The organism is Actinoplanes regularis, assembly GCF_900188005.1.
GTDB classification, from domain to species: domain Bacteria; phylum Actinomycetota; class Actinomycetes; order Mycobacteriales; family Micromonosporaceae; genus Actinoplanes; species Actinoplanes regularis.
The window spans coordinates 61,968-81,506 of the sequence record NZ_FZNR01000008.1 but is presented as its reverse complement, the minus strand read 5'-3'; the positions used below and the strand labels follow the sequence as shown (position 1 = coordinate 81,506).

The 19,539-nt window shown below is 70.7% G+C and carries 18 protein-coding genes and 1 tRNA gene; 11 read left to right on the top strand and 8 right to left on the bottom strand.

All coding sequences use genetic code 11. The features are described 5' to 3' along the window. Positions 1-48: 48 nt before the first annotated feature. The gene (locus tag CHC09_RS21795; protein WP_089295026.1) at positions 49-840 is read right to left on the bottom strand and encodes a hypothetical protein; all 792 of its coding nucleotides are present in this window, start codon (positions 838-840) and stop codon (positions 49-51) included. 183 nt (positions 841-1,023) lie between these two features. Here CHC09_RS21795 and CHC09_RS21790 point away from each other — a divergent pair, with 183 nt between their 5' ends. Genes CHC09_RS21790 through CHC09_RS21780 form a run of 3 tightly spaced genes read left to right on the top strand, consistent with a single transcriptional unit; the run spans position 1,024 to position 4,024 of the window. Continuing rightward, positions 1,024-2,289 (top strand): aspartate kinase, encoded by a 1,266-nt coding sequence (locus CHC09_RS21790; RefSeq protein ID WP_089295025.1) that lies wholly within the window; start codon positions 1,024-1,026, stop codon positions 2,287-2,289. 8 nt (positions 2,290-2,297) lie between these two features. Further along, a complete protein-coding gene (locus CHC09_RS21785; RefSeq protein ID WP_089295024.1) occupies positions 2,298-3,353 on the top strand; it encodes an aspartate-semialdehyde dehydrogenase in 1,056 nt (351 codons plus the stop codon). Continuing rightward, positions 3,350-4,024 (top strand): hypothetical protein, encoded by a 675-nt coding sequence (locus CHC09_RS21780; RefSeq protein ID WP_143232457.1) that lies wholly within the window; start codon positions 3,350-3,352, stop codon positions 4,022-4,024. Before CHC09_RS21785 ends, CHC09_RS21780 begins: the two co-directional genes overlap by 4 nt. A gap of 57 nt (positions 4,025-4,081) precedes the next feature. Here the strand turns inward: CHC09_RS21780 and pyrE are convergent, their stop codons facing one another. Continuing rightward, positions 4,082-4,612, bottom strand: coding sequence for an orotate phosphoribosyltransferase (gene pyrE, locus CHC09_RS21775; RefSeq protein ID WP_089295022.1), 531 nt, complete (start codon positions 4,610-4,612; stop codon positions 4,082-4,084). A 151-nt stretch (positions 4,613-4,763) separates the two neighbouring features. On the opposite strand from pyrE, the gene CHC09_RS21770 reads away from it, so the two are divergent. After that, a complete protein-coding gene (locus CHC09_RS21770) occupies positions 4,764-5,060 on the top strand; it encodes a hypothetical protein (RefSeq protein WP_089295021.1) in 297 nt (98 codons plus the stop codon). Between the two features lie 222 nt (positions 5,061-5,282). Here the strand turns inward: CHC09_RS21770 and CHC09_RS21765 are convergent. Continuing rightward, positions 5,283-5,359, bottom strand: a tRNA-Pro gene (locus CHC09_RS21765). 74 nt (positions 5,360-5,433) lie between these two features. After that, positions 5,434-6,327: a metallophosphoesterase gene (locus tag CHC09_RS21760; RefSeq protein WP_089295020.1), complete on the bottom strand. Its 894-nt coding sequence runs from the start codon at positions 6,325-6,327 to the stop codon at positions 5,434-5,436. Between the two features lie 25 nt (positions 6,328-6,352). On the opposite strand from CHC09_RS21760, the gene CHC09_RS21755 reads away from it, so the two are divergent. Further along, positions 6,353-6,805: a GatB/YqeY domain-containing protein gene (locus CHC09_RS21755; protein ID WP_089295019.1), complete on the top strand. Its 453-nt coding sequence runs from the start codon at positions 6,353-6,355 to the stop codon at positions 6,803-6,805. Positions 6,806-6,881: 76 nt separating this feature from the next. On the opposite strand, the gene CHC09_RS21750 is transcribed toward CHC09_RS21755, so the two are convergent. Next, complete coding sequence (locus tag CHC09_RS21750) at positions 6,882-9,284, bottom strand: transglycosylase domain-containing protein (protein ID WP_089295251.1); 2,403 nt, start codon at positions 9,282-9,284, stop codon at positions 6,882-6,884. A gap of 332 nt (positions 9,285-9,616) precedes the next feature. On the opposite strand from CHC09_RS21750, the gene CHC09_RS21745 reads away from it, so the two are divergent. Next, the gene (locus CHC09_RS21745; protein ID WP_014695048.1) at positions 9,617-9,919 is read left to right on the top strand and encodes a WhiB family transcriptional regulator; all 303 of its coding nucleotides are present in this window, start codon (positions 9,617-9,619) and stop codon (positions 9,917-9,919) included. Here the strand turns inward: CHC09_RS21745 and bagB are convergent, their stop codons facing one another. The 3 genes from bagB to CHC09_RS21730 form a co-directional block, all read right to left on the bottom strand. Beyond that, positions 9,920-11,050 carry an ArsA family ATPase gene (bagB, locus tag CHC09_RS21740; protein ID WP_089295018.1) on the bottom strand — a complete coding sequence of 377 codons (1,131 nt, stop codon included), beginning with the start codon at positions 11,048-11,050 and terminating at the stop codon, positions 9,920-9,922. A gap of 86 nt (positions 11,051-11,136) precedes the next feature. Then, positions 11,137-12,090, bottom strand: coding sequence for an ATPase BagA (gene bagA, locus CHC09_RS21735; RefSeq protein WP_089295017.1), 954 nt, complete (start codon positions 12,088-12,090; stop codon positions 11,137-11,139). A gap of 33 nt (positions 12,091-12,123) precedes the next feature. Continuing rightward, the gene (locus tag CHC09_RS21730; protein ID WP_089295016.1) at positions 12,124-12,771 is read right to left on the bottom strand and encodes an Rv0361 family membrane protein; all 648 of its coding nucleotides are present in this window, start codon (positions 12,769-12,771) and stop codon (positions 12,124-12,126) included. A 471-nt stretch (positions 12,772-13,242) separates the two neighbouring features. Here CHC09_RS21730 and sp36 point away from each other — a divergent pair, with 471 nt between their 5' ends. The 5 genes from sp36 (at position 13,243) to CHC09_RS21705 (ending at position 19,402) form a co-directional block, all read left to right on the top strand. Further along, complete coding sequence (gene sp36, locus CHC09_RS46415; protein WP_089295015.1) at positions 13,243-13,398, top strand: Sp36 family protein; 156 nt, start codon at positions 13,243-13,245, stop codon at positions 13,396-13,398. Next, a complete protein-coding gene (locus CHC09_RS21720) occupies positions 13,395-13,880 on the top strand; it encodes a RidA family protein (RefSeq protein ID WP_179277216.1) in 486 nt (161 codons plus the stop codon). Before sp36 ends, CHC09_RS21720 begins: the two co-directional genes overlap by 4 nt. 95 nt (positions 13,881-13,975) lie before the next feature. After that, positions 13,976-14,794 (top strand): MBL fold metallo-hydrolase, encoded by an 819-nt coding sequence (locus CHC09_RS21715; RefSeq protein WP_089295014.1) that lies wholly within the window; start codon positions 13,976-13,978, stop codon positions 14,792-14,794. Then, positions 14,791-18,393: an adenylate/guanylate cyclase domain-containing protein gene (locus CHC09_RS21710; RefSeq protein WP_089295013.1), complete on the top strand. Its 3,603-nt coding sequence runs from the start codon at positions 14,791-14,793 to the stop codon at positions 18,391-18,393. Before CHC09_RS21715 ends, CHC09_RS21710 begins: the two co-directional genes overlap by 4 nt. 31 nt (positions 18,394-18,424) lie before the next feature. Beyond that, a complete protein-coding gene (locus CHC09_RS21705; RefSeq protein ID WP_089295012.1) occupies positions 18,425-19,402 on the top strand; it encodes a serine/threonine-protein kinase in 978 nt (325 codons plus the stop codon). Positions 19,403-19,539: the final 137 nt, after the last annotated feature.

Sequence of the window (19,539 nt, the reverse complement as noted above, 5' to 3'; positions counted from 1 at the left end):
ACATCAGGGCGGCCATCCTATCGACCGGATCGTGGGAATGCCCCGCGGTCAACCGGCGGCCCCCGACGCCGCCGGCGACTCGATCGAGGACGCGTGCATGCCCATCGCCTCCCCGCCCACCTCCGGGCCGGGGAACTGCACGGTGGGCGGTGCGGCGACCTGGCGGACCAGGGTGAGCACGCCGAAACCGACGCGGGCCGCGGTCAGCAGGCCGTCCGCCGAGTAGCAGTAGACGCCGACATCGACCGGCGCGTCCCCGGAGGCGAAGATCGAGTCGACCGAGTAGCAGGCACCGCCCTGCGCACCGTCCAGCGGCCGCACCGCGGAGACCGACAGCGCCGAGTTGCGATCGGTGAAGACCGGCAGCCACTGCCGGAACAGCCGCTGCACCCGCGGGTCGTAGCGGCTCGGCACCTTCTCCCCTTTGGTCGCCACGTGCACACAGCCGGGCGTGACCGGCGTGCCGGACATGGAGAGCGAGCACTGGTAGACGCCGTTCGGGTTGTGCACGATCGAGACGTCCGCGGTGCCGCCGAGCGCGCCGTTCGCGATGTCCACCCGCCAGCTGCCGTCGCCGGCCACGGTGGCGACCACGTTGCGCGCGACGCCGTTGTCGCCGGTGAAGGCGTAGAGCGCGGCGTACCTCCGGTCCAGGGCGATCGCGGCCAGGCCGGTGAGCTGGCTGCGCGCGTCCGCGGTCGCGCCGGTGGCCGTGACCGGGGCCGAGCTGGCCGGGGCCGCGTCCGGCGTGCCGTCGTCGCCGCAGCCGGCCAGGCCGAGGACCAGCGCGGTGGCGATCAGCGCGGGCAGGCCACGCCCGGATCCGGAGGGAGGGTGCACGGTGCCATTCTCGCCCGATACCGCCCGTCCCGCGCGACACGCCGGTCGATGCCGTTCGGCGTGTCGCGCCGGAACGGCCGGATTCTGGGATCGTCTGTCGAGGCTCCGAGCCCGCGCGGCTAGGGTGGTGGCGATTGCCCTGACCGGCGTCGTTGTTCCGTGTGACCGAAGGAATGATTGTCCGTGGCTCTTGTGGTGCAGAAGTACGGTGGTTCGTCAGTCGCGAACGCCGAGCGCATCAAACGCGTGGCCGAGCGCATCGTCGCCGCCCGCAAGGCGGGGCACGACGTGGTCGTGGTCGTGTCGGCGATGGGTGACACCACCGACGAGCTGATGGATCTCGCCAACCAGGTCAGCCCCCTGCCGCCCGGCCGTGAGCTGGACATGCTGCTCACCTCCGGTGAGCGGATCTCGATGGCGCTGCTCGCCATGGCGATCCACAACCTGGGTTACGAGGCCCGGTCGTACACGGGCTCCCAGGCCGGCGTGCTGACCACCTCGGTGCACGGCAAGGCCCGGATCATCGACGTCACCCCCGGTCGTCTGCGGACCGCGCTGGACGAGGGCGCGATCGCCATCGTCGCCGGTTTCCAGGGGGTGTCGCAGGACACCAAGGACATCACCACCCTCGGCCGCGGCGGTTCGGACACCACCGCGGTCGCGCTCGCGGCGGCGCTGCACGCCGACGTCTGCGAGATCTACACCGACGTGGACGGTGTGTTCACCGCCGACCCGCGGATCGTTCCCGACGCCCAGCACATCAAGAAGATCACCTATGAGGAGATGCTTGAGCTGGCCGCGGGCGGGGCGAAGGTGCTGATGTTGCGATGCGTGGAGTACGCGCGCCGCTTCAAGGTGCCGATCCACGTACGCTCTTCGTACTCGAACAAAGAAGGCACGCTCGTTACCGGCTCGATGGAGGACCCTGACGTGGAGCAAGCACTGATCACCGGGGTCGCGCACGACCGCAGCGAGGCCAAGATCACGATCGTTGGGGTGCCCGACGAGCCGGGCTCGGCCGGCCGGATCTTCGAGACCGTCGCGCAGGCCGAGATCAACATCGACATGATCGTGCAGAACGTGTCTACCGAGGGCACCGGCCGCACCGACATCTCGTTCACCCTGCCGAAGGCGGACGGGCCGAGCGCGATGGCGGCGCTCGACAAGATCAAAGAGCAGATCAAGTTCAAGAGCCTGCTCTTCGACGACCACGTCGGCAAGGTCTCGCTGATCGGCGCCGGCATGCGCTCGCACCCGGGTGTCGCGGCCTCCTTCTTCGCCTGCATCGGTGAGGCCGGCGTGAACATCGAGATGATCTCCACCTCGGAGATCCGCGTCTCGGTCGTCTGCCGGGACACCGACCTCGACACCGCTGTCCGCGCCGTGCACGACCAGTTCGAGCTGGGCGGCAACGAGGAAGCCGTCGTTTACGGCGGGACCGGCCGGTAAGCCCGTCGATGGCGCGGCCAACGCTCGCCGTCGTCGGAGCCACCGGTTCCGTCGGGGCCGTCATGCTCGACCTGCTCTCGTCCCGGCGTGACGTCTGGGGCGAGATTCGGCTGATCGCCTCCTCCCGTTCCTCGGGTAAGACGCTGACCTGCCGCGGAGAGGTCCTTCCGGTCCAGCCGTTGACCGCCGAGGCGTTCGACGGCGTGGACGTCGCGATGTTCGACGTGCCCGACGACGTGGCGGCGCACTGGGTCCCGATCGCGGCGTCCCGGGGCGTCATCGTCGTGGACAACTCGGCCGTCTTCCGGATGGAGCCGGACGTCCCGCTGGTGGTGCCGGAGATCAACCGAGAGGTGATCGCGCACCGTCCGCGCGGCATCCTCTCCAGCGCCAACTGCACGGTCGCCGCGATGATCATGGCGGTCGCCCCGCTGCACTTCGAGTACGGGCTGCGCGAGCTGGTCCTGGCCACCTACCAGTCCGCCTCGGGCGTCGGTCAGGACGGCGTGGACACCCTGCACGACCAGCTCACCAAGGTGGCCGGCGACCGGCTGCTCGGCTCCCGCCCGGGCAACGTGCGGCAGGCGATCGGCGACGACCTGGGTCCCTTCCCGGCTCCGCTGGCGCTCAACGTGGTGCCCTGGGCCGGGCGGATCGCCGCGCTCGGCTGGTCCTCCGAGGAGCTGAAGCTCCGCAACGAGAGCCGGAAGATCCTCGGCGTGGCCGCGCTCAAGGTCTCCGCGACCTGCGTGCGGGTGCCGGTGGTGACCGGGCACTCGATCGCGGTGCACGCGGTCTTCGCCTCCGAGGTGACCGCGGAAGGCGCCCAGCAGGTGCTGCGCAACGCCCCCGGCGTGATCCTGGTCGACGATCCGGAGGCCGGCGAGTTCCCGATGCCGATCGACGCGGTCGGCACCGACCCGTCCTGGGTCGGCCGGATCCGCCGGGCGATGGACGATCCGCGCGCGCTCGACTTCTTCGTCACCGGTGACAACATGCGCAAGGGCGCGGCCCTCAACACAGTCCAGACCGCCGAACTTCTCGCCGCGGAGCTCAGTAAGTGACCATGATCCACCCCAGCCCCACCATCCGGATCCAGCCGCGCTTCGATGCCGGGCCGCTCTTCGGGGAGCCGGCCGGCCTGGTCTTCGACGGGGTCGAGCGATGGCTCTGGTGGGGGCCGGACCTCGACGGCGAGGACTGCGTGGCGATCCGCGGTGGTCGCCTGCTCACCTTCGAGTCGGCCGCCGCGGTCCAGGCGACGTTTCCGGTGCTGTCGCTCAAGGCCGTCGCTCCGGCTTCGCCGACGCCCGGCGCCGCGGGCCCCGTGTGTGGTCCGGTCGGGTGCGGGCCCGCCTCCGCTTCCTGCGGCTGCGATTCCGCGGCCGCGGACTCCGATTCGGAGGACGGCGGCGCGGCGGAGGGCGACGACGATCCGGTCGCAGCCGATCTGGGTCCGGCACAGGATTGGGTACGAGGTAAGCGCCTGGGCGTCCCGACCGAGAGCGCCTTGAACCTGTGGAACCTGGGCATCGATGTGGCCCGGTCGACGGGGCAGGCTTTCGTCCAGCGGGGCGGCCTTCGGGACAGATGCCACGACAAGCTGATGGCGAACCAGGCGCCCTGGATGTTCGGCCTGGAGGAGTACCAGCCGGTGTGGTCGGCCCGTGAGCTCGCCGTGCTGCGGGAGACGCTGGGCCGGGCGGTCCACGTGTTACGGGCCGCGCTGCCCTGAGCCGGGCTCGTCACGTCGACGTGGCGCGCTGGCACGCGCCACGTCGAACCGGAAGCGTCAGGACGCCGCGGCGTCCAGGTCGGCGCGGCTCAGCAGCGCCCGCAGGGTGATGCCCTCGGCGGCCAGGGCCTGCGCGCCGCCCTCCTGACGGTCGATCACGCAGAGCGCGTGGTCCACGTGCGCGCCCAGCTTGCGGAGCTCCCCGGTGGAGATCACCACCTGGCCGCCGGAGGTCACCACGTCCTCGACGACGAGCACGCGGCGGCCGGCCACCTCGGCGCCCTCGGCGAGCCGGGCGGTGCCGTACTTCTTCGCCTCCTTGCGGACGAACGCGGTGGGCAGCTTGGCGTGCCGGGCCAGGGCGGTGACCACCGCGATGCCGCCCATCTCCAGGCCGGCCAGCACCTCGGTGCCCTCCGGGATGAGCAGGGCGAGCCGCTCGGCGAGCTGGTCGAGCAGGACCGGGTCGGCCTCGAACTGGTACTTGTCGAAGTATTCGGTGGCGGTGCGGCCGGAACGGAGCGTGAATTCGCCGGTCAGGCGGCTCACGGAGCGGACCTGGCGGGCGAGGTCGATGGAGTCAGTCACAAGGTCTGAGCTTGTCAGGCGAGGGTGCGGCGAGGCGCAACCACCCCTGTCGTCACCCGTTGGCGTACTTGATCTGCGCAGTACCGCATTCTATGTCTGTTTGGGGTAGTTTTCGCCTAATTAGCGGCTTGTGCCCGGAAGGAACATTGCTGTGACGCCCTTCGCCCTCCTCCTGCTCCTCGCCTTCGCCGGCTCGTCGTGCTTCGCCCTCGGCCGGGCCTTCGGACGTGGCGAGCGTTACGAGCGCGGATATCGGGAGGGCTTCCGGGACGGTGAGACCGGTTCGCTGGCTCGGGCCACCCGGCTGATGCAGCTTGGCGAGCGGCAGACCATCGCGCCGGTGGTGGAGACGATGCTGGGCCCGTACGCCGTACCGCAGCAGATGGCCCCGCGTCCGGTCGGCCCGGCGGTGGCCGGCATCCCGGTCCGCCCGGGCTTCGCCATCTGACCTTTCCGTCCGCGCTCGTAACCATTCTCATCGCCGCTCTCTGCGTCGGACGAGCGCGATGGTCGCGAGGTATAGGCCGGCGCCTGCGAGCGCGCTCCGCGACCGCTCAGCGCGACAGAGGGATCTTCTTGAACGGGTGCCGACACCGCCCCCGGCATGATCGGCGTCGAAAACGAATCAGGCCCGGCCTCCGTTTCCGGAGGGCCGGGCCTGACTGCAACCTGGTCGGGGTGGCGGGATTTGAACCCACGGCCTCTACGTCCCGAACGTAGCGCGCTACCAAACTGCGCCACACCCCGCTGCTGCGTAGAGAATACTAGCGGACCGCGCGGCAGCTTCGAAATCCGGGACCCCTAGACAGTGTTTCCCCAGCTCAGCGCGGTATCAGGGTGAGCATCGAGGCTTCCGGGCGGCAGGCGAAACGGATCGGTGCGGTCGGGTGGGTACCCAGTCCGGCCGAGACGTGCAGCCACGAATCCGAGCCTGGCCAGCGGTGCAGGCCCTTGGCCATGCGGCTGGGCAGGTCGCAGTTGGTGGTGAGGGCGCCGTAGCCGGGCACGCACACCTGGCCGCCGTGGGTGTGCCCGGCCAGCAGCAGCTCGAAGCCGTCCGCGGCCATCGGGTCCAGGACCCGGGAGGCCGGCGTGTGGGTGACCCCGAGGTGCAGGTCGACGCCGGGGCTGATCGGACCGGCCACCGCGGGGTAGTCGTCGCGATCGACGTGCGGGTCGTCCACCCCGGCCAGCTCGATCGAGCGGCCGCCGGCCTTGATGATGGTGCGGGCGTTGTTCAGGTCGGCCCAGCCCGCGTCGAGGAACGCGGCGCGCAGATCCTCGGTGGGCAGGTCGACGCCCTGCACGTACTCCCGCTCGGGCAGCAGGTACTCCAGCGGGTTCTTCCAGACCGGGCCGCGGTAGTCGTTGCTGCCGAAGACGAACGCGCCGGGCACGTCGAGCAGCGGCTCGAGGGCCCGCAGCACACCGGGCACCGCGTCCGGTGACGAAAGGTTGTCGCCGGTGACCACCACCAGGTCCGGGTCGGTGCCGATCAGGCCGGCCACCCACTCCTGCTTGCGCCGCTGCTCCGGCATCATGTGCAGGTCGGACACGTGCAGGATGCGCAGCGGTTCCGCGTCCGGGTCGAGCACCGGGACATCGAAGCGCCGGAGCGTGAACATGTTCCGCTCGACGAGGGAGGCATAGGCGAGGGTCGCGCCGCCGACGGCGGCCAGTGCGGCGGCGGCGGAAATAAGGGAGCGCTTACGCATGACGGCAAGGGTAGTTTCTCCGTCCATGGGAACGCTGAAAGACCGCCTGAACGATGACCTGCACGCCGCGATGAAGTCCCGGGACGAGCTGATCACCTCGACGCTGCGGATGGCGCTGGCCGCCGTGCGTACCGCGGAGGTCGCCGGTGTCGAGGCCCGTGAGCTCTCCGACGACGAGGTTCTGGCGGTGCTGACCAAGGAGACGAAGAAGCGCCGTGAGGCGGCCACCGCGTTCGCCGGCGCGGGCCGGGCCGACCAGGCGGCGAAGGAGACGGCCGAGGGCGAGGTCCTCGACCGCTACCTGCCCAAGCAGCTCACCGACGAGGAGATCGCCGAGATCGTCGGTCAGGCGCTCGCGGCCGGCGGCTTCTCCGGCAAGGCGCAGATGGGCCCGGCCATGAAGGCGGCCCAGGCGGCTGTCGCGGGGCGCGCGGAGGGCGGCCGGGTCGCGGCCGAGGTGCGGCGCCGGCTCAGCTGAGCACCGCGTCCTGCGGGCATGAAAAACGGGCGGGAGATCGCGTCTCCCGCCCGTTCTCTGCTTACCGCCGCGCTACCTACCGTCTGCCGGGTTTCGTCTTCTCCGGCGTCGGGTTCTGCGGGTCGTCCTCTTTCTTGCCCTTCTTGCCGTTGCTGACCTCGATGGTCACCGCGCCGTCCTTGATCGTGCGCGACTCCGAGGTGCCCGCGGCGGAGCCGGCCGGGCAGTCCGAGTCGACGGTCGGTCCGACCACCGGGTCGAAGCCGGCGCCCCGGATCACGTCCTTCGCCTTACCGATCGAGTCACAGGTCACGTCCGGGACCCTGCGCAGGTCACCGGTCGTGATGTCGTCGTTCGTCGGTTCCTTGAACTGAACGCTGGGCCGCTTCTCCATGTAGTCCTTGAGCGTGTACTGCACGGCCTTGTTGATGACGTAGTGGGACATCTGGTTGGTGTGGTCCTGCCAGTCCGGGTTGGCCATGTAACCCGCGACCACCAGCGACGTGGTGCCCACGATCAGCGATGCGGTCTTGCTGTTGTCGGTGGTACCGGTCTTGCCGAAGACCGGGCGATCGACGATGCCCCGGGTGTCCGGCGCCGTGGCGCCCTTGCAGCTGCCGAGCTGGGCCGAGTCGCCGACCGGGCAGCGGGCCGCGTCCAGGGCCGCGCGGGCGACGTTCTTGGGAGTCGCCTGGATGCAGTGCGGCTTGCCGACGTCGATCTTCTCGCCGTCCTTGGTCTTGATCTGCTCGACCGGGGTCGGCGCGCAGTACTTGCCGTCACCGGCCAGCGTCGCGTACGCGTTCGCCATCTCCAGCGGGGTGGAGTCGATCACGCCCAGAGTGAAGGAACCCCAGGTGGATGCCTCCTCCTTGGCCTTCCTGGCGTCCTCCGGGTTCCTGAACTGGACACCGAACCGCTTGGCGACCGCGATTACGTTCTCGGCACCGACCTTCTGCTCCAGCGGAACGAAGAAGGTGTTGACCGACTTGCCGAAGCCGGACCACATGTTGAAGACGCCGGCCTCTTTCTTGCTGGCGTTGCTCGGGCACCAGTCGTCCGAACCGGGGCAGGACGACGAGGTGCCGTAGCCGGCCTTGTACTTCGAGTGGAAGGTCGGCGGCGAGTTGATCGGGTAGCTGAGCGGGATGCCCTTTTCCAGGGCGGCGACCATGGTGAACATCTTGAACACCGAGCCCGCCTGGTAGCCCGTGATGTCACCACCGCCGGTGATCAGCGGGTTGGTCGTCTTCGGGAACGAACCCCGGATCTTTTTCTTCTTCTTCTTCGGGTCCGGTGAGATCTTGTTGGTGGGGTGCGACGGGTCGTCGAGCGCGTACTTACGGTTCGTGGCGAGCAGCCGGACCTTGCCGGTGCCCGGCTCGATGCCGGCCAGCAGCAGCGCGTCCTGGCTGCTGTCCGCCTGCCGATCGGCGATCTGGGCGCGCGCCGAGGCCTGACCCTTCAGGTCCAGCGTGGTGACGACCTGGTAGCCGCCGCTCTTGAGTCGCCGCTCGCGGTCGTACGACGTCGCGCCGAACGCCTCCTGCTCCATCCACCAGCGGTAGAAGTAGTCGCAGAAGAAGCCCCAGCTGTTCTTGGCGACCGAGACACAGCCGTTGCCGACCGGCTTGACCTTGGTCGGGATCTTCTCCTTCTTGGCCTTGTCGGCGTCGGCCTGGGTGATCGCGCCCATGGCGACCATCTCCGGGATGATGTAGTCGTCGCGCCGGACCTGGATCTGCTCGTGACCCGACTTGACGGTCGGGTTGAAGCTGCTCGGCGCCTTCACCATGCCGGCCAGCATCGCGGCCTGACCGACCGTCAGGTCCTTCGGCTTCTTGTTGAAGTAGACCTGGCTCGCGGCGTAGACGCCGTACGCCTGGTTGCCGAAGGGCGCGATGTTCAGGTAGCGCTCGAGGATCTGCTCCTTGGTGAGCTGCTTCTCGACCTGCAGCGCGTACTTCATCTCATTGATCTTGCGCTTCGGGGTGTCCTTCGTCGCGTCGACCACCTCTTGCGGGTTGGTGGCCGAGTAGGCGAGCGACATCCGCACGTACTGCATGGTGAGCGTCGAGGCGCCCTGGTGGGAATCACCCTGGCTGTTGCTCACGAACGCGCGGGCGACACCCTTGAGGTCGACGCCGTTGTGGTCGTAGAACTTGCGGTCCTCGGCGGCGATGATCGCGTTCTGCATGTTCTTCGAGATGTCCTTGAGCGGGACATCGCTGCGGAACTCGTCGTAGAACTGCGAGAGCAGGGTGCGCCCGTCCGAGGCGTAGACCCGGGTGATCTGGGGTGAGCTGAAGTTCTTCAGCTCACTGGGTAGGCCCGCGAACCCCTGGCCGCCCGCCTTGGCGGCGAGACCGGTCATCGCCGCGGCGGGGAACGCGGCGGCGGCTACCACGACGCCGGCCAGCAAACCGCAGACGAGTAGCGATGTCGCGTTCGTAAAGATGTTGTGATCGCGTCTGCGCATCCAGGAGGTCACCCGACGCAGGATACGCGAACCGCGCACGCGACCGCCCGCCGAGCGGCGGCCTTCGCTCACCTCGAGTGTGGCTTATCACTCAACTCGGCGGGTCGTTTTCCCACTTCTGCACCAAAGATACCCCCGTTCGGCCCACCCCCTCCGGCCGCTTTGCCCGGAACTACCGAGCTATACGTATTTGAGGGACAACGTTGCGTAATCACCCAACTACAGAGCATGATGGTCCGGCGAGACATCTCGCATGACGTCTGCCCGGCATTGGGGGACATGGGCTGCCGCGGCGGGCGTTCGGGGGTGAAAGCAAGGGGGGACGTTTACCAATGGGGATGATCAGCGACTGGCCCAGCATGGCGGCGTGTCAGAGTGGCGACCCTGACGCGTTGTTCGTGCAGGGTGCCGAGCAGAACGTGGCGAAAAGAATCTGCCGCAGCTGCCCGGTGCGCTACGAATGCCTCGCCGACGCCCTGGACAACCGGATCGAGTTCGGCGTCTGGGGAGGCATGACGGAACGGGAGCGGCGAGCCCTGCTGCGCCGCCACCCGCACGTGGCGAGCTGGCGGAAGATGTTCGAGGCCGCACTGAAGGAGAAAGGCGCCGACAAGGTGCTCGTCTCCACCCGCTGATCAGGCGAGCAACTTGCCTATTGTCCGCAGCCCGTCGACGTCGTGCACGTCGGCGGGCTGCGCCGCGACCGCGGTCGTCGGCACCTGCGGGAACGCCTCGGTGAAGGTGGCCGCGACCCGGACCTCCCGCTCGGACTGCCGCAGCAGACCGGCGTGGATGCGCAGCACGTCCGCCGCGATCGGCAGGTCGCCGACGGCGTCGAGCCGTTCCGCCGCGGCCTCGCTCTCCCTCGCCGGCAGGCCGGCCGCCTCGGTCTTGTGCATCCGGTTCAGCACCAGGCCGCCGAGCGGCATCCGCTCCGCGACCAGCCGCTCCGCGAAGTAGGCCGCCTCCCGGACCGCGTCCCGCTCCGGGGCTGCGACCAGCAGGAACGCCGTCTGCGGGTCCTGCAGGATCCGGTACGTCTGATCGGCGCGCTCCCGGAAGCCGCCGAACATCGAGTCCAGCGCCGCGACGAAGCCCGACAGGTCAGTCAGCAGCTGCGCGCCCAGAACCTTCTGCACCGCCCGGGAGAACAGCCCGAACGACGCCGTGACCAGGCTGAACATGCTCCGCCCGCCGGTCCGCGCGGGAGCCAGCAGCATCCGCAGCATCCGGCCGTCGAGGAACCGGGAGAGCCGGGCCGGTGCGTCCAGGAAGTCCAGCGCCGAGCGGGAGGGCGGGGTGTCGACCACGATCAGGTCCCACTCGTCGTCGGCCCGCAGCTGGCCCAGCTTCTCCATCGCCATGTACTCCTGCGTGCCGGCGAAGGTCGAACTCATGGCCTGGTAGAAGGGGTTCGCGAAGATCTCCGCGGCACGATCCGGCTTGGTGTGCTGCTCCACCACCTCGTCGAAGGTGCGCTTCATGTCCAGCATCATGGCGTGCAGCTCGCCGCCGGACTCCCCGGCGTCGATGCCCTTGACCTGGCGAGGGGTGTTGTCCAGCTCGGTCAGGCCCATCGACTGGGCCAGCCGGCGGGCCGGGTCGATGGTCAGCACCACCGTGCGCCGGCCGTGCACCTCGGCGGCCCGCAGCCCGAGCGCCGCGGCGGTGGTGGTCTTGCCGACCCCGCCGGCCCCGCAGCACACCACGATCCGGATGGCCGGATCGGCGAGCAGGCCGTCGATGTCGAGCCGTGGAGCGGTCACATCAACCACTACTCCAGAGTAATGCGTCGTGATCGGACGCGAGGTGAGCAAACACGCTGAGCGGCCCTGCCGGGCGAAAAACCGTATCAACCAGGTAGAAGCCGGGCGGCGAGTACATCGAGCCCGGCCCGGTCGACACCGTCCGGCAGCAGTGGCAGCTCGACCATCGGCCGGCCCCGCTCGGCGAGCTCGAGCCGGAGCGACTCCTCCAGCTCGCGGCGGGTCAGGTGGGCCTGGGCCTCGGCGGCCAGCTGGTTGACCGTGACCGGGGCGGCCGGCAGGCCCGCGGCGGCCAGGCCCCGTTTGATCTCCGCCTTGGTGAACTTCCCGCCGGCCAGCAGCGGTGGCCGGGCACCGTTCAGCACGATCCGCCCGACCGGGATGCCCAGGCCGGCCAACTCCTCGATCGCGTCCAGGGTCTCCTGCACCGGCATCTCCTCCAGCAGCGTGACCACGTGCACCGCGGTCATCGGCGAGCGCAGCAGCGAGGACACCCCGTCGCTCTGGGTCTTGATCGGGCCCATCTTGGCCAGCCGGGCGGTCTCCGCGGTGACGTTCAGGAAGCGGCCGATGCGGCCGGTGGGCGGGGCGTCCAGCACGACCGCGTCGTACACCCGGCGGCCGTCCGCCGACCGGGTGGTGGCCTCCTTGACCTTGCCGGTGAGCAGCACGTCGCGCAGGCCCGGTGCGATCGTGGTGGCGAAGTCGATGGCGCCGACCTTGCGCAGCGCCCGACCGGCCGCGCCGAGCTTGTAGAACATGTCGAGGTATTCGAGGAGCGCCTCCTCGGGGTCCACCGGGAGGGCGCGGACCTCGCCGCCGCCGGCGGTGGTGGCGATCCGGCGCTCCGCGTACGGCAGCGGGCCCAGCCCGAACAGCTGGGCGATGCCCTGCCGACCCTCGACCTCGACCAGCAGCGTGCGGCGGCCACCGGCGGCCAGCCCCAGGGCCAGTGCGGCGGCGACGCTGGTCTTCCCGGTGCCGCCCTTGCCGGTCACGATGTGCAATCGTTCCGGCCAGTTACCGTGATGCTCGCCCATGTCGTCCACGTTACGACGTTCGGAAAACGCGGCTCAGCCGGAGACTTCGCAGACCAGCCAACCGGTCTTGCGGACGACGGTGAACTCCAGCTCCTGCGCGGCGCTCTTCTCGTCCGCGGTCGACATCACCACGCGCACCCCGACCTCGGCCTCGTCGTCCTTGTCGCTCTTCACCGTGGGCTCGTCCCAGCGGAACGAGGCGCCCTCGTAGCCGTCGGCGTAGTCGCGGATCTGCTGCACGCGGTCGGCGAGTTTGGTCGCGTCCCGGGACTTGCGGCAGACCAGGTCCTCGGCGGCGTCGGCGTCCTGCTGGGTGTAGACCGCGGTGAGGAAGCGGTTCACGGCGGTGGCCGGATCCGGCGAGCCGGGGGTGTCGACGTCCCGGAACAGCAGATATGCCGAGACCGCGCCGCCGCCGCAGAGCGCCAGGGTGGCGGCGAGCGCCAGGGAGACGAAGAGCGAGGAGCGCGGGGAGAGCGGGCGACGCAACTGTGGTGGCGGGCGCCGGCCGTTGGACGGGTTCACCCGGATCGGCTCCGGTCCCTCCGGTGGCGCCTCGGCCGGCGGGGAGTGTTCCCAGGCCAGATGCTCGGGCGGGGGGTGCTGCCACTCGCCGGGCTTCTCGTGCTGGGCGTGCCACGGGCCGTTGGGGGCGGGTTGGTGCCACCCGTCGTCGACCATCTGATGTTCCGCGGTCGCCGTGAGAGCGGGCTCGCTCGTGAGAGCAGGCTCGCCTGCGCGGGCGGACTCGCTTGTGAGAGCGGGTTCGCTTGTGAGAGCGGGTTCGCTTGTGCGGGCGGACTCGCTTGTGAGAGCGGGTTCGCTTGTGCGGGCGGACTCGCTTGTGAGGGCAGGTTCGCTTGTGCGGGCGGACTCGCTTGTGAGGGCAGGTTCGCTTGTGCGGGCGGGCTCGTCCGTGAGGGCGTGCCGGCCGAGGTGCGGTGGTTCCGGAATCGGAATCGGGTCGCCGGGCGGGAGCGGCGCCGGCGGCTCGGGGTCGGGCGACGGCGGCGGATCCGGGTGGCCGGGCTGCGTCACGTCACCCTCCGTGTCTACTTGCATGCTTTCCGTGTATTGCCGCTCAGCCTAGCCAACCAGCGGGAACGCCGGGCCCTAAGCTGTGCCGGTACCCGACTAAGGAGTGTCCGAGCCATGCAGAAGTGGGAGTATGTAACCGTGCCCCTGCTGGTACACGCGACCAAGCAGATCCTCGACAACTGGGGCGACGACGGCTGGGAGCTCGTCCAGGTGGTGCCGGGACCGAACCCGGAACAGCTGGTCGCCTACATGAAGCGGGCGAAGTCGTGACCACGCCGATCGCCGGTGAGGGCGGTGTGGACGCCTACGCGAAGCTGGCCGAGCTGGGCCTGACCCTGCCGAAGGTGGTCCCGCCGCTGGCGTCCTACCTGCCGGCCGTCCAGTCCGGCAACTACGTCTACGTCTCCGGCCAGCTGCCGATCGTCGACGGCAAGCTGTTGCGGACCGGCAAGGTGGGCGACGACGTGACCACCGAGGAGGCCGCCGAGCTCGCCAAGATCTGCGCGCTGAACGCGCTGGCCGCGATCGAGGGGCTGGTCGGCCTGGGCCGGCTCGTGAAGATCGTCAAGGTGAGTGGCTTCGTGGCCTCGGCCGCGGGCTTCACCGGTCAGCCGGCCGTGGTCAACGGCGCCTCGAACCTCTTCGGCGAGGTGCTGGGCGAGCAGGGGCGGCACGCGCGCAGCGCGGTCGGAGTCGCCGAACTGCCGCTGGGTGCGCCGGTGGAAGTCGAGGTCATCGCCGAAGTGGCGTGATCTTGTGTGGGTTCGGCCGGGTTTGATCACCGAAGGTGACCGGAACGGACATCGTGTCTCGGCTCACCTCGAAATCGCGACGTACGATTCTCGGCATGGGGGGTGCTGAGCCCACGTCGGCCGAGGTCGACCGGCTGCCGGGTTGGGTGTCGTTGCTTCGCGCTCCCAACCCGGGCCCGATGACGCTCGACGGCACCAATACCTGGATTCTGCGTGCACCGGGCGCGGAGTTCGCGGCGGTCGTCGACCCGGGCCCGCTGGACGAGGGGCACCTGCGCCGCATCGCGGATCTCGGGCCTTTTCAGTTCATTTTGATTACGCACGGTCATCATGACCATGTCGAGGGCGCCGAGCGGCTCTCTGAGCTGCTCGGCGGCACCGCCGTCCTGGCCGCCGACCCCGCGCACTGCCGGCACGGTGAGCCGTTGGACCCACGAGAGAGCCTCGGCGGGAACGGACTGGAAATACAGGTCCTGGACACTCCTGGACACACGGGCGATTCGGTGTGTTTTCTCGTTGAGTGCGAGGGCGAGCGCGTGATGTTCACCGGCGACACGATCCTGGGCCGTGGCACCACGGTGGTGGCGGCTCCGGACGGCGATCTCAGCTCGTACCTGGAGAGTCTGGAACTTCTCCGGACGTACGGAAAAGTCTTGATGTTGCCGGGCCACGGCCCGGTCCGGGCCGACACCGGCGCCCTCGCCGAGGAATATCTGGACCATCGCAGGGAACGCCTCGCGCAGGTCAGGGCCGCGATGGCGGCCGGTGCGCGGACGCCGGAGGCGGTGGTCGACGTGGTCTATCCGGACATCGACCCGAGGGTGCGGTTCGCGGCCGAGTGGTCCGCGGCGGCGCAGATCGATCACCTGATGCGGGAATCAGCGGCGGGGGCCGACGGTTTGGACCGGCTGTGACCTGCCCCGTGTGTGGGACCGTCGCCGTTCCCGGTGCTCGCTTCTGCCACCACTGCGGCTCGGCGCTGCCGGCCGCCGCCACGCTGCCGGCTGCGGAACGCCGGATCGTCACCGTGCTCTTCGGCGACCTCTCCGACTTCACCTCCTGGTCCGAGGACCTCGACCCGGAACGGGTCGGCGCGGTCACCGACCGCGTGCTGGCCGCGCTGGCCGGCGCGGTCAAAACGTTCGGCGGCCACGTGGACAAGCTGACCGGCGACGGGATCATGGCGGTCTTCGGCGCCCCGGTGGCCCATGAGGACGACGCCGAGCGGGCGGTCCGGGCCGCGCTGAGCATGCAGCGCGCGGTCCGCCGGGTGCTCGACGACGAGCGCGGCGGCGGTGCCCCGCTGGGCCTGCGCGTCGGGCTGAACACCGGCGAGGTGGTCGCCGGCATGCAGGCCGGCATCGAATACACCGTCATCGGCGACACCGTGAACACCGCCGCCCGGCTGGCCGACGCCGCCGCGGTCGGCGCGGTCTACGCCGGCGAGCGCACCAGCAACGGGACCCGGCACGTCGCCTCCTGGCGGCAACTGCGGCCGCTGCGGCTCAAGGGCAAACGCGAGCCGGTGCCGACCTTTGAGCTGCTCGGTCTGCACGACGCCCCGGGCACCCGCTCCGGCCTGGGCGACGAGGCGCCGTTCGTGGGCCGGGAGGCGGAACTGGGCCGGCTCGCCGGCCGGCTCGCCGAGGCGATCGACTCTGGCACGCCCCGCGTCCTGGTGATGACCGCCGAGGCCGGGATCGGTAAGTCCCGCTTCGCCGGCGAGGTGAAACGGCTGGCCGCGGGCTACGAGGTGGGCACCGGGCCGTACGCGGGGCACGGCGCCCGGGTGCTGCGGGTGCGCTGCCGGGCGTTCGGTGAGCGGCGCCGCTACGCACCCCTGGCCGACCTGGTCCGCAAGGCCGCCGGCCTGCCCAAGGACGTGGTCACCACGATCGGCCGCACGGTCGTCGAGGAGCGCCTGCGCAAGGTCGCCCAGCGGCTCGGTGTGCCGCTCGACATCGACCGCCTGCTGGTCCTGCTCGGCTATGGCGAGGCCCCGGTCAACCCGGGCGGCCCGGCCGCGCCCGCGGACTGGCCACCGAGCGCCAAGCGGGTGGACGCCGACGCCATCTCGATCGCGGTCGCCGACCTGCTGAACGCGATGGCCACCACCACCCCGCTGGTGGTGATCGTGGACGATCTGCACGACGCCACCGCCACCACGGTCGACGCGCTGGGCAGCACGCTGTCCCGGCTGGAGGGCCCGGTGGTGGTTCTTCTGCTTGGGCGGCCGGAGCTGGTGCGGACCGCGGGCGCGCTGACCCGGCTCGCCGACGCCGAGGTGCACACCCTGCCGCCGTTGCGCGGGGCGGACGCGTCGCGGCTGCTCACGTCGTACCTGACCGGGGGGAAACTGCCGCAGCCGGACAGCGACCGGCTGCTGGCTACCGCCCAGGGCAACCCGTTCTACCTGGCCGAGATGGTCACCCTGCTGATGGAGCGGGGCGCGCTGACCCCGGCGGTGGGTGCGAACGCGGCCGGCAAGTGGCAGCTCGCGGCCGGTTCGCTCGGCAGCCAACTGCTCTCCCGGGACCTCGCGGCGGTGCTGGCGGCGCGCATCGACGCGCTGCCGGCCGAGCCGCGGGCGGTGCTGCGGGACGCGTCGGTGGCCGGGACGACCGTGCCGAGCGGGGTGCTGCAGGCGCTGCGGGAGCGCCGGGCGCCCGCCGAGGAGCTCGAACCGGTCGTCGACGAGCTGCTGCAGCGGCGCATGATCCACCGCAGCCGGGGCGGCTTCCAGTTCACCACCCCGCTGATGCGCGAGGCGGCGTACGCGGGCATCGGCAAGGCCGACCTCGCCGAGCGGCACGCCTACCTGGCGACCTGGGCCGCCCCGGAGACGGTCGGCCGGCATGCCGACGGCGCCGCCACGCTGAGCGTGACCGAGAACGAGCGGGACGCGTTCGTGGCCACCCACGCCGAGGCCGCGATCGACCTGGCCGACGCGGTCCGCCTGCGCCCGGACGCGGCGGTCCGCGACGTCGCCGCCCTGGCCGTGGCGGCGCTCGGCCGGATGGCCCGGCGCGCGCTGGCCAACATCGAGCCGGCCGCCGCCATCGAGTACGCGGAACGGGCCGCGGTGCTCTCCGGCGGCGACCTGCCGCTGCCCGACCAGTTGGTGCTGGCCCGGGCCCTGCTGCGGCTGGGCCGGGCCGAGGAGGCGCTGGCGTACGGCGAGAAGCTCACCAAGAGCGCCGCCGAGGACCCGGTCTGCCGCGCCGAGGCGATGATCCTGCTCGGCCGTGCGCACGAGGCGCTCGGCGACGGCGGCCGCGCCGTGGCCGCCTGGCAGGAGGCGCTGGAGGTGGCGACCGAGGCGCAGCTGCTGCCGGAGCGGGCGAACGCGATGCGCCGCCTCGGCATGGCCGACTTCCTGAACGGGCGGCTGAGCCAGGCGAGCAGCCGGTTCGCCGCGGCCTATCAGGTGACACTGGCCGCCGGCGACCGGCACGGGCAGGCCTGGGCGCTGCAGAACCTGGCCTGGGTGACCACCACCCGGGGTGACTTCGCCGGGACCGACGCGGTGCTGGGCCGGGCCGCCCGGCTCTTCGCCGAGCTCGGTGACCCGGTCGGCCGGTCCTGGCTGCGCGGCACCACGGCCTTCGCCCGGCTGCTGGCCGGCCGGCTGGTGGAGGCGCGTCGGCTGGCCCGGATCTTCCTGCCCTTCGGTGACCGGGTTGGTGAGGGCTGGGCGGTCGGCACGCTGCGGGTGGTCGAGGCGTACGCGGCGGCCGAGTTGGGCGACCTGGGCGCGGCCGACAGTCAGGCACGGCGGGCCTACCGGGAGTTCCAGGAGGTCTCCGACGACTGGGGCTGTGGGCTGGCGATGGTGGTGCGCGGCGCCATCGCGCGTGGGCTGGGCGAGTTCGACCACGCCGCCGACCTGCTGGACGACGCTCTCTGGTTCGCCGAACGGACCGGTCACCCGCTGCTGCTCGGGATGGCCGGCACGTTGCACGGCTTCGTCGCGCTGAAACAGGGGGACCTGGATCGGGCCGAGGCGGACGCCCGTCGGGTGATGCTCGCGGTCGAGCCGCACAACGCGTTGGCTCCGGCCCAGGTCGGTCCGCGGGTGCTGCTCGCCGAGGCGCGGATCCGGGCCGGGGACGCGGCGACGGCGATCGGGCTGCTGGCGCCGATCGCGAGTGACACGTCGGCGCCCTCGCTGCTTTTCTCGCGGCGGCACACGCTGGCGTCGTATTCGTCCGCGCTGCTCGCCGAGGGGCGGGTGGGTGAGGCGTTGACCTGGATCGAGCGGGCCCGTGAGGTGCCGGCCGAGGACGTGCGCAGCGGGGTGATGGCCGCCATGGTGCGGGCCCGGGTGCTGGCCGCCTCGGACCGGTACGCGGAGGCTCGCGCGTCGGCCGAGGAGGCGGTCCGCCTGGCGTACTCCACCGAGCAGGCCGGCGAGCGTGGACCGGCCGAGGAGTTGCTGGATGCCCTGGTGATGACCGAGGTCGAATCGGTTCCCTCGGAAACTGTCGTCTACGCGTCTGATGTGCCTGGATGATCTTCCCGGCGGCTGGCGTATTTTCTAAGCCGTGACGGAGACACCGCCTGGGGCCCTGCCCGCGCCATTTGTCCCGGGTATGTCCGGTTTGTCGGTCATGGCCCGTGGAGGTTATGCCACCGTATACCGGGCGGTCCAGGATTCCGTCGGGCGTGAAGTCGCCATCAAGATGGAAAATCGCACCCTGGACAACGCTCGGGATCAGGCGCGGTTCCTGCGTGAGGCCCGGGCCGCTGGGCGGATGTCCTCGCACCCGCACGTGGTCGACCTGGTCGACGTCGGCGTCACGGTCGATCAGCACCCGTACCTGATCATGGAGCTCTGTGACGGGTCGTACCTGGACCGGATGCGGGTCAAGCCGCTCAGCCCGGCAGAGGCCCGCGACGTCGGGGTGAAGATCGCCGACGCGCTGGTGCACACCCATGCCAACGGGGTGCTGCACCGCGACGTCAAGCCGGCCAACATTCTGTACTCGCACTTCAACGCGGCGGTGCTGGCCGACTTCGGGCTGGCCGTGCTGGGCGAGATGCGGGACTCGTCGGTGACCCTCGAGGTGCTCACGCCGGCCTACGCGCCGCCCGAGATGTTCCGGCACGAAGCACCGTCCGGCGCCGCCGACGTGTACTCGCTCTGCGCGACGCTCTACGCGGTCATGCACGGCCGCCCGCCGCGCTGGCCGAGCGACCGCAGCCCGGGCCTGCTCACCCTGATGCACCTGTTCGACGAGGCGATCCCGGACCTGCCGGGCGTGCCGCGCGCGCTCACCGACCTGCTGCGCCGCGGCATGCACAACGATCCGCGCGGGCGTCCCTCCGCGCAGGAACTGCTCCACGAGCTGAGCAGCATGCACCTGGACCCGTACGCGCCGCCGCCGCATCCCGTCTACCGCTCCACCTCGACGTACGTGCCGCCGCCGCGCCCGATCCCGCCCAGCACGCCGACCCTCGACGAGACCCCGACGGTCACCACCGACCGCAAGGGCTTCTTCGCGAAATGGTTCAGCTGGTAGACCTCGCGGTCGCGGCCCACTCACGGTCACTTCCCAGATCAAGATCCTTTTCCGGTACGACCTACGCCCCCCGTGGCCAGGCCGGAGCCGAGCCCCGTCGCCACGGCCCGCGAGGTCCGCGCCCCGCCGGGTCCGCA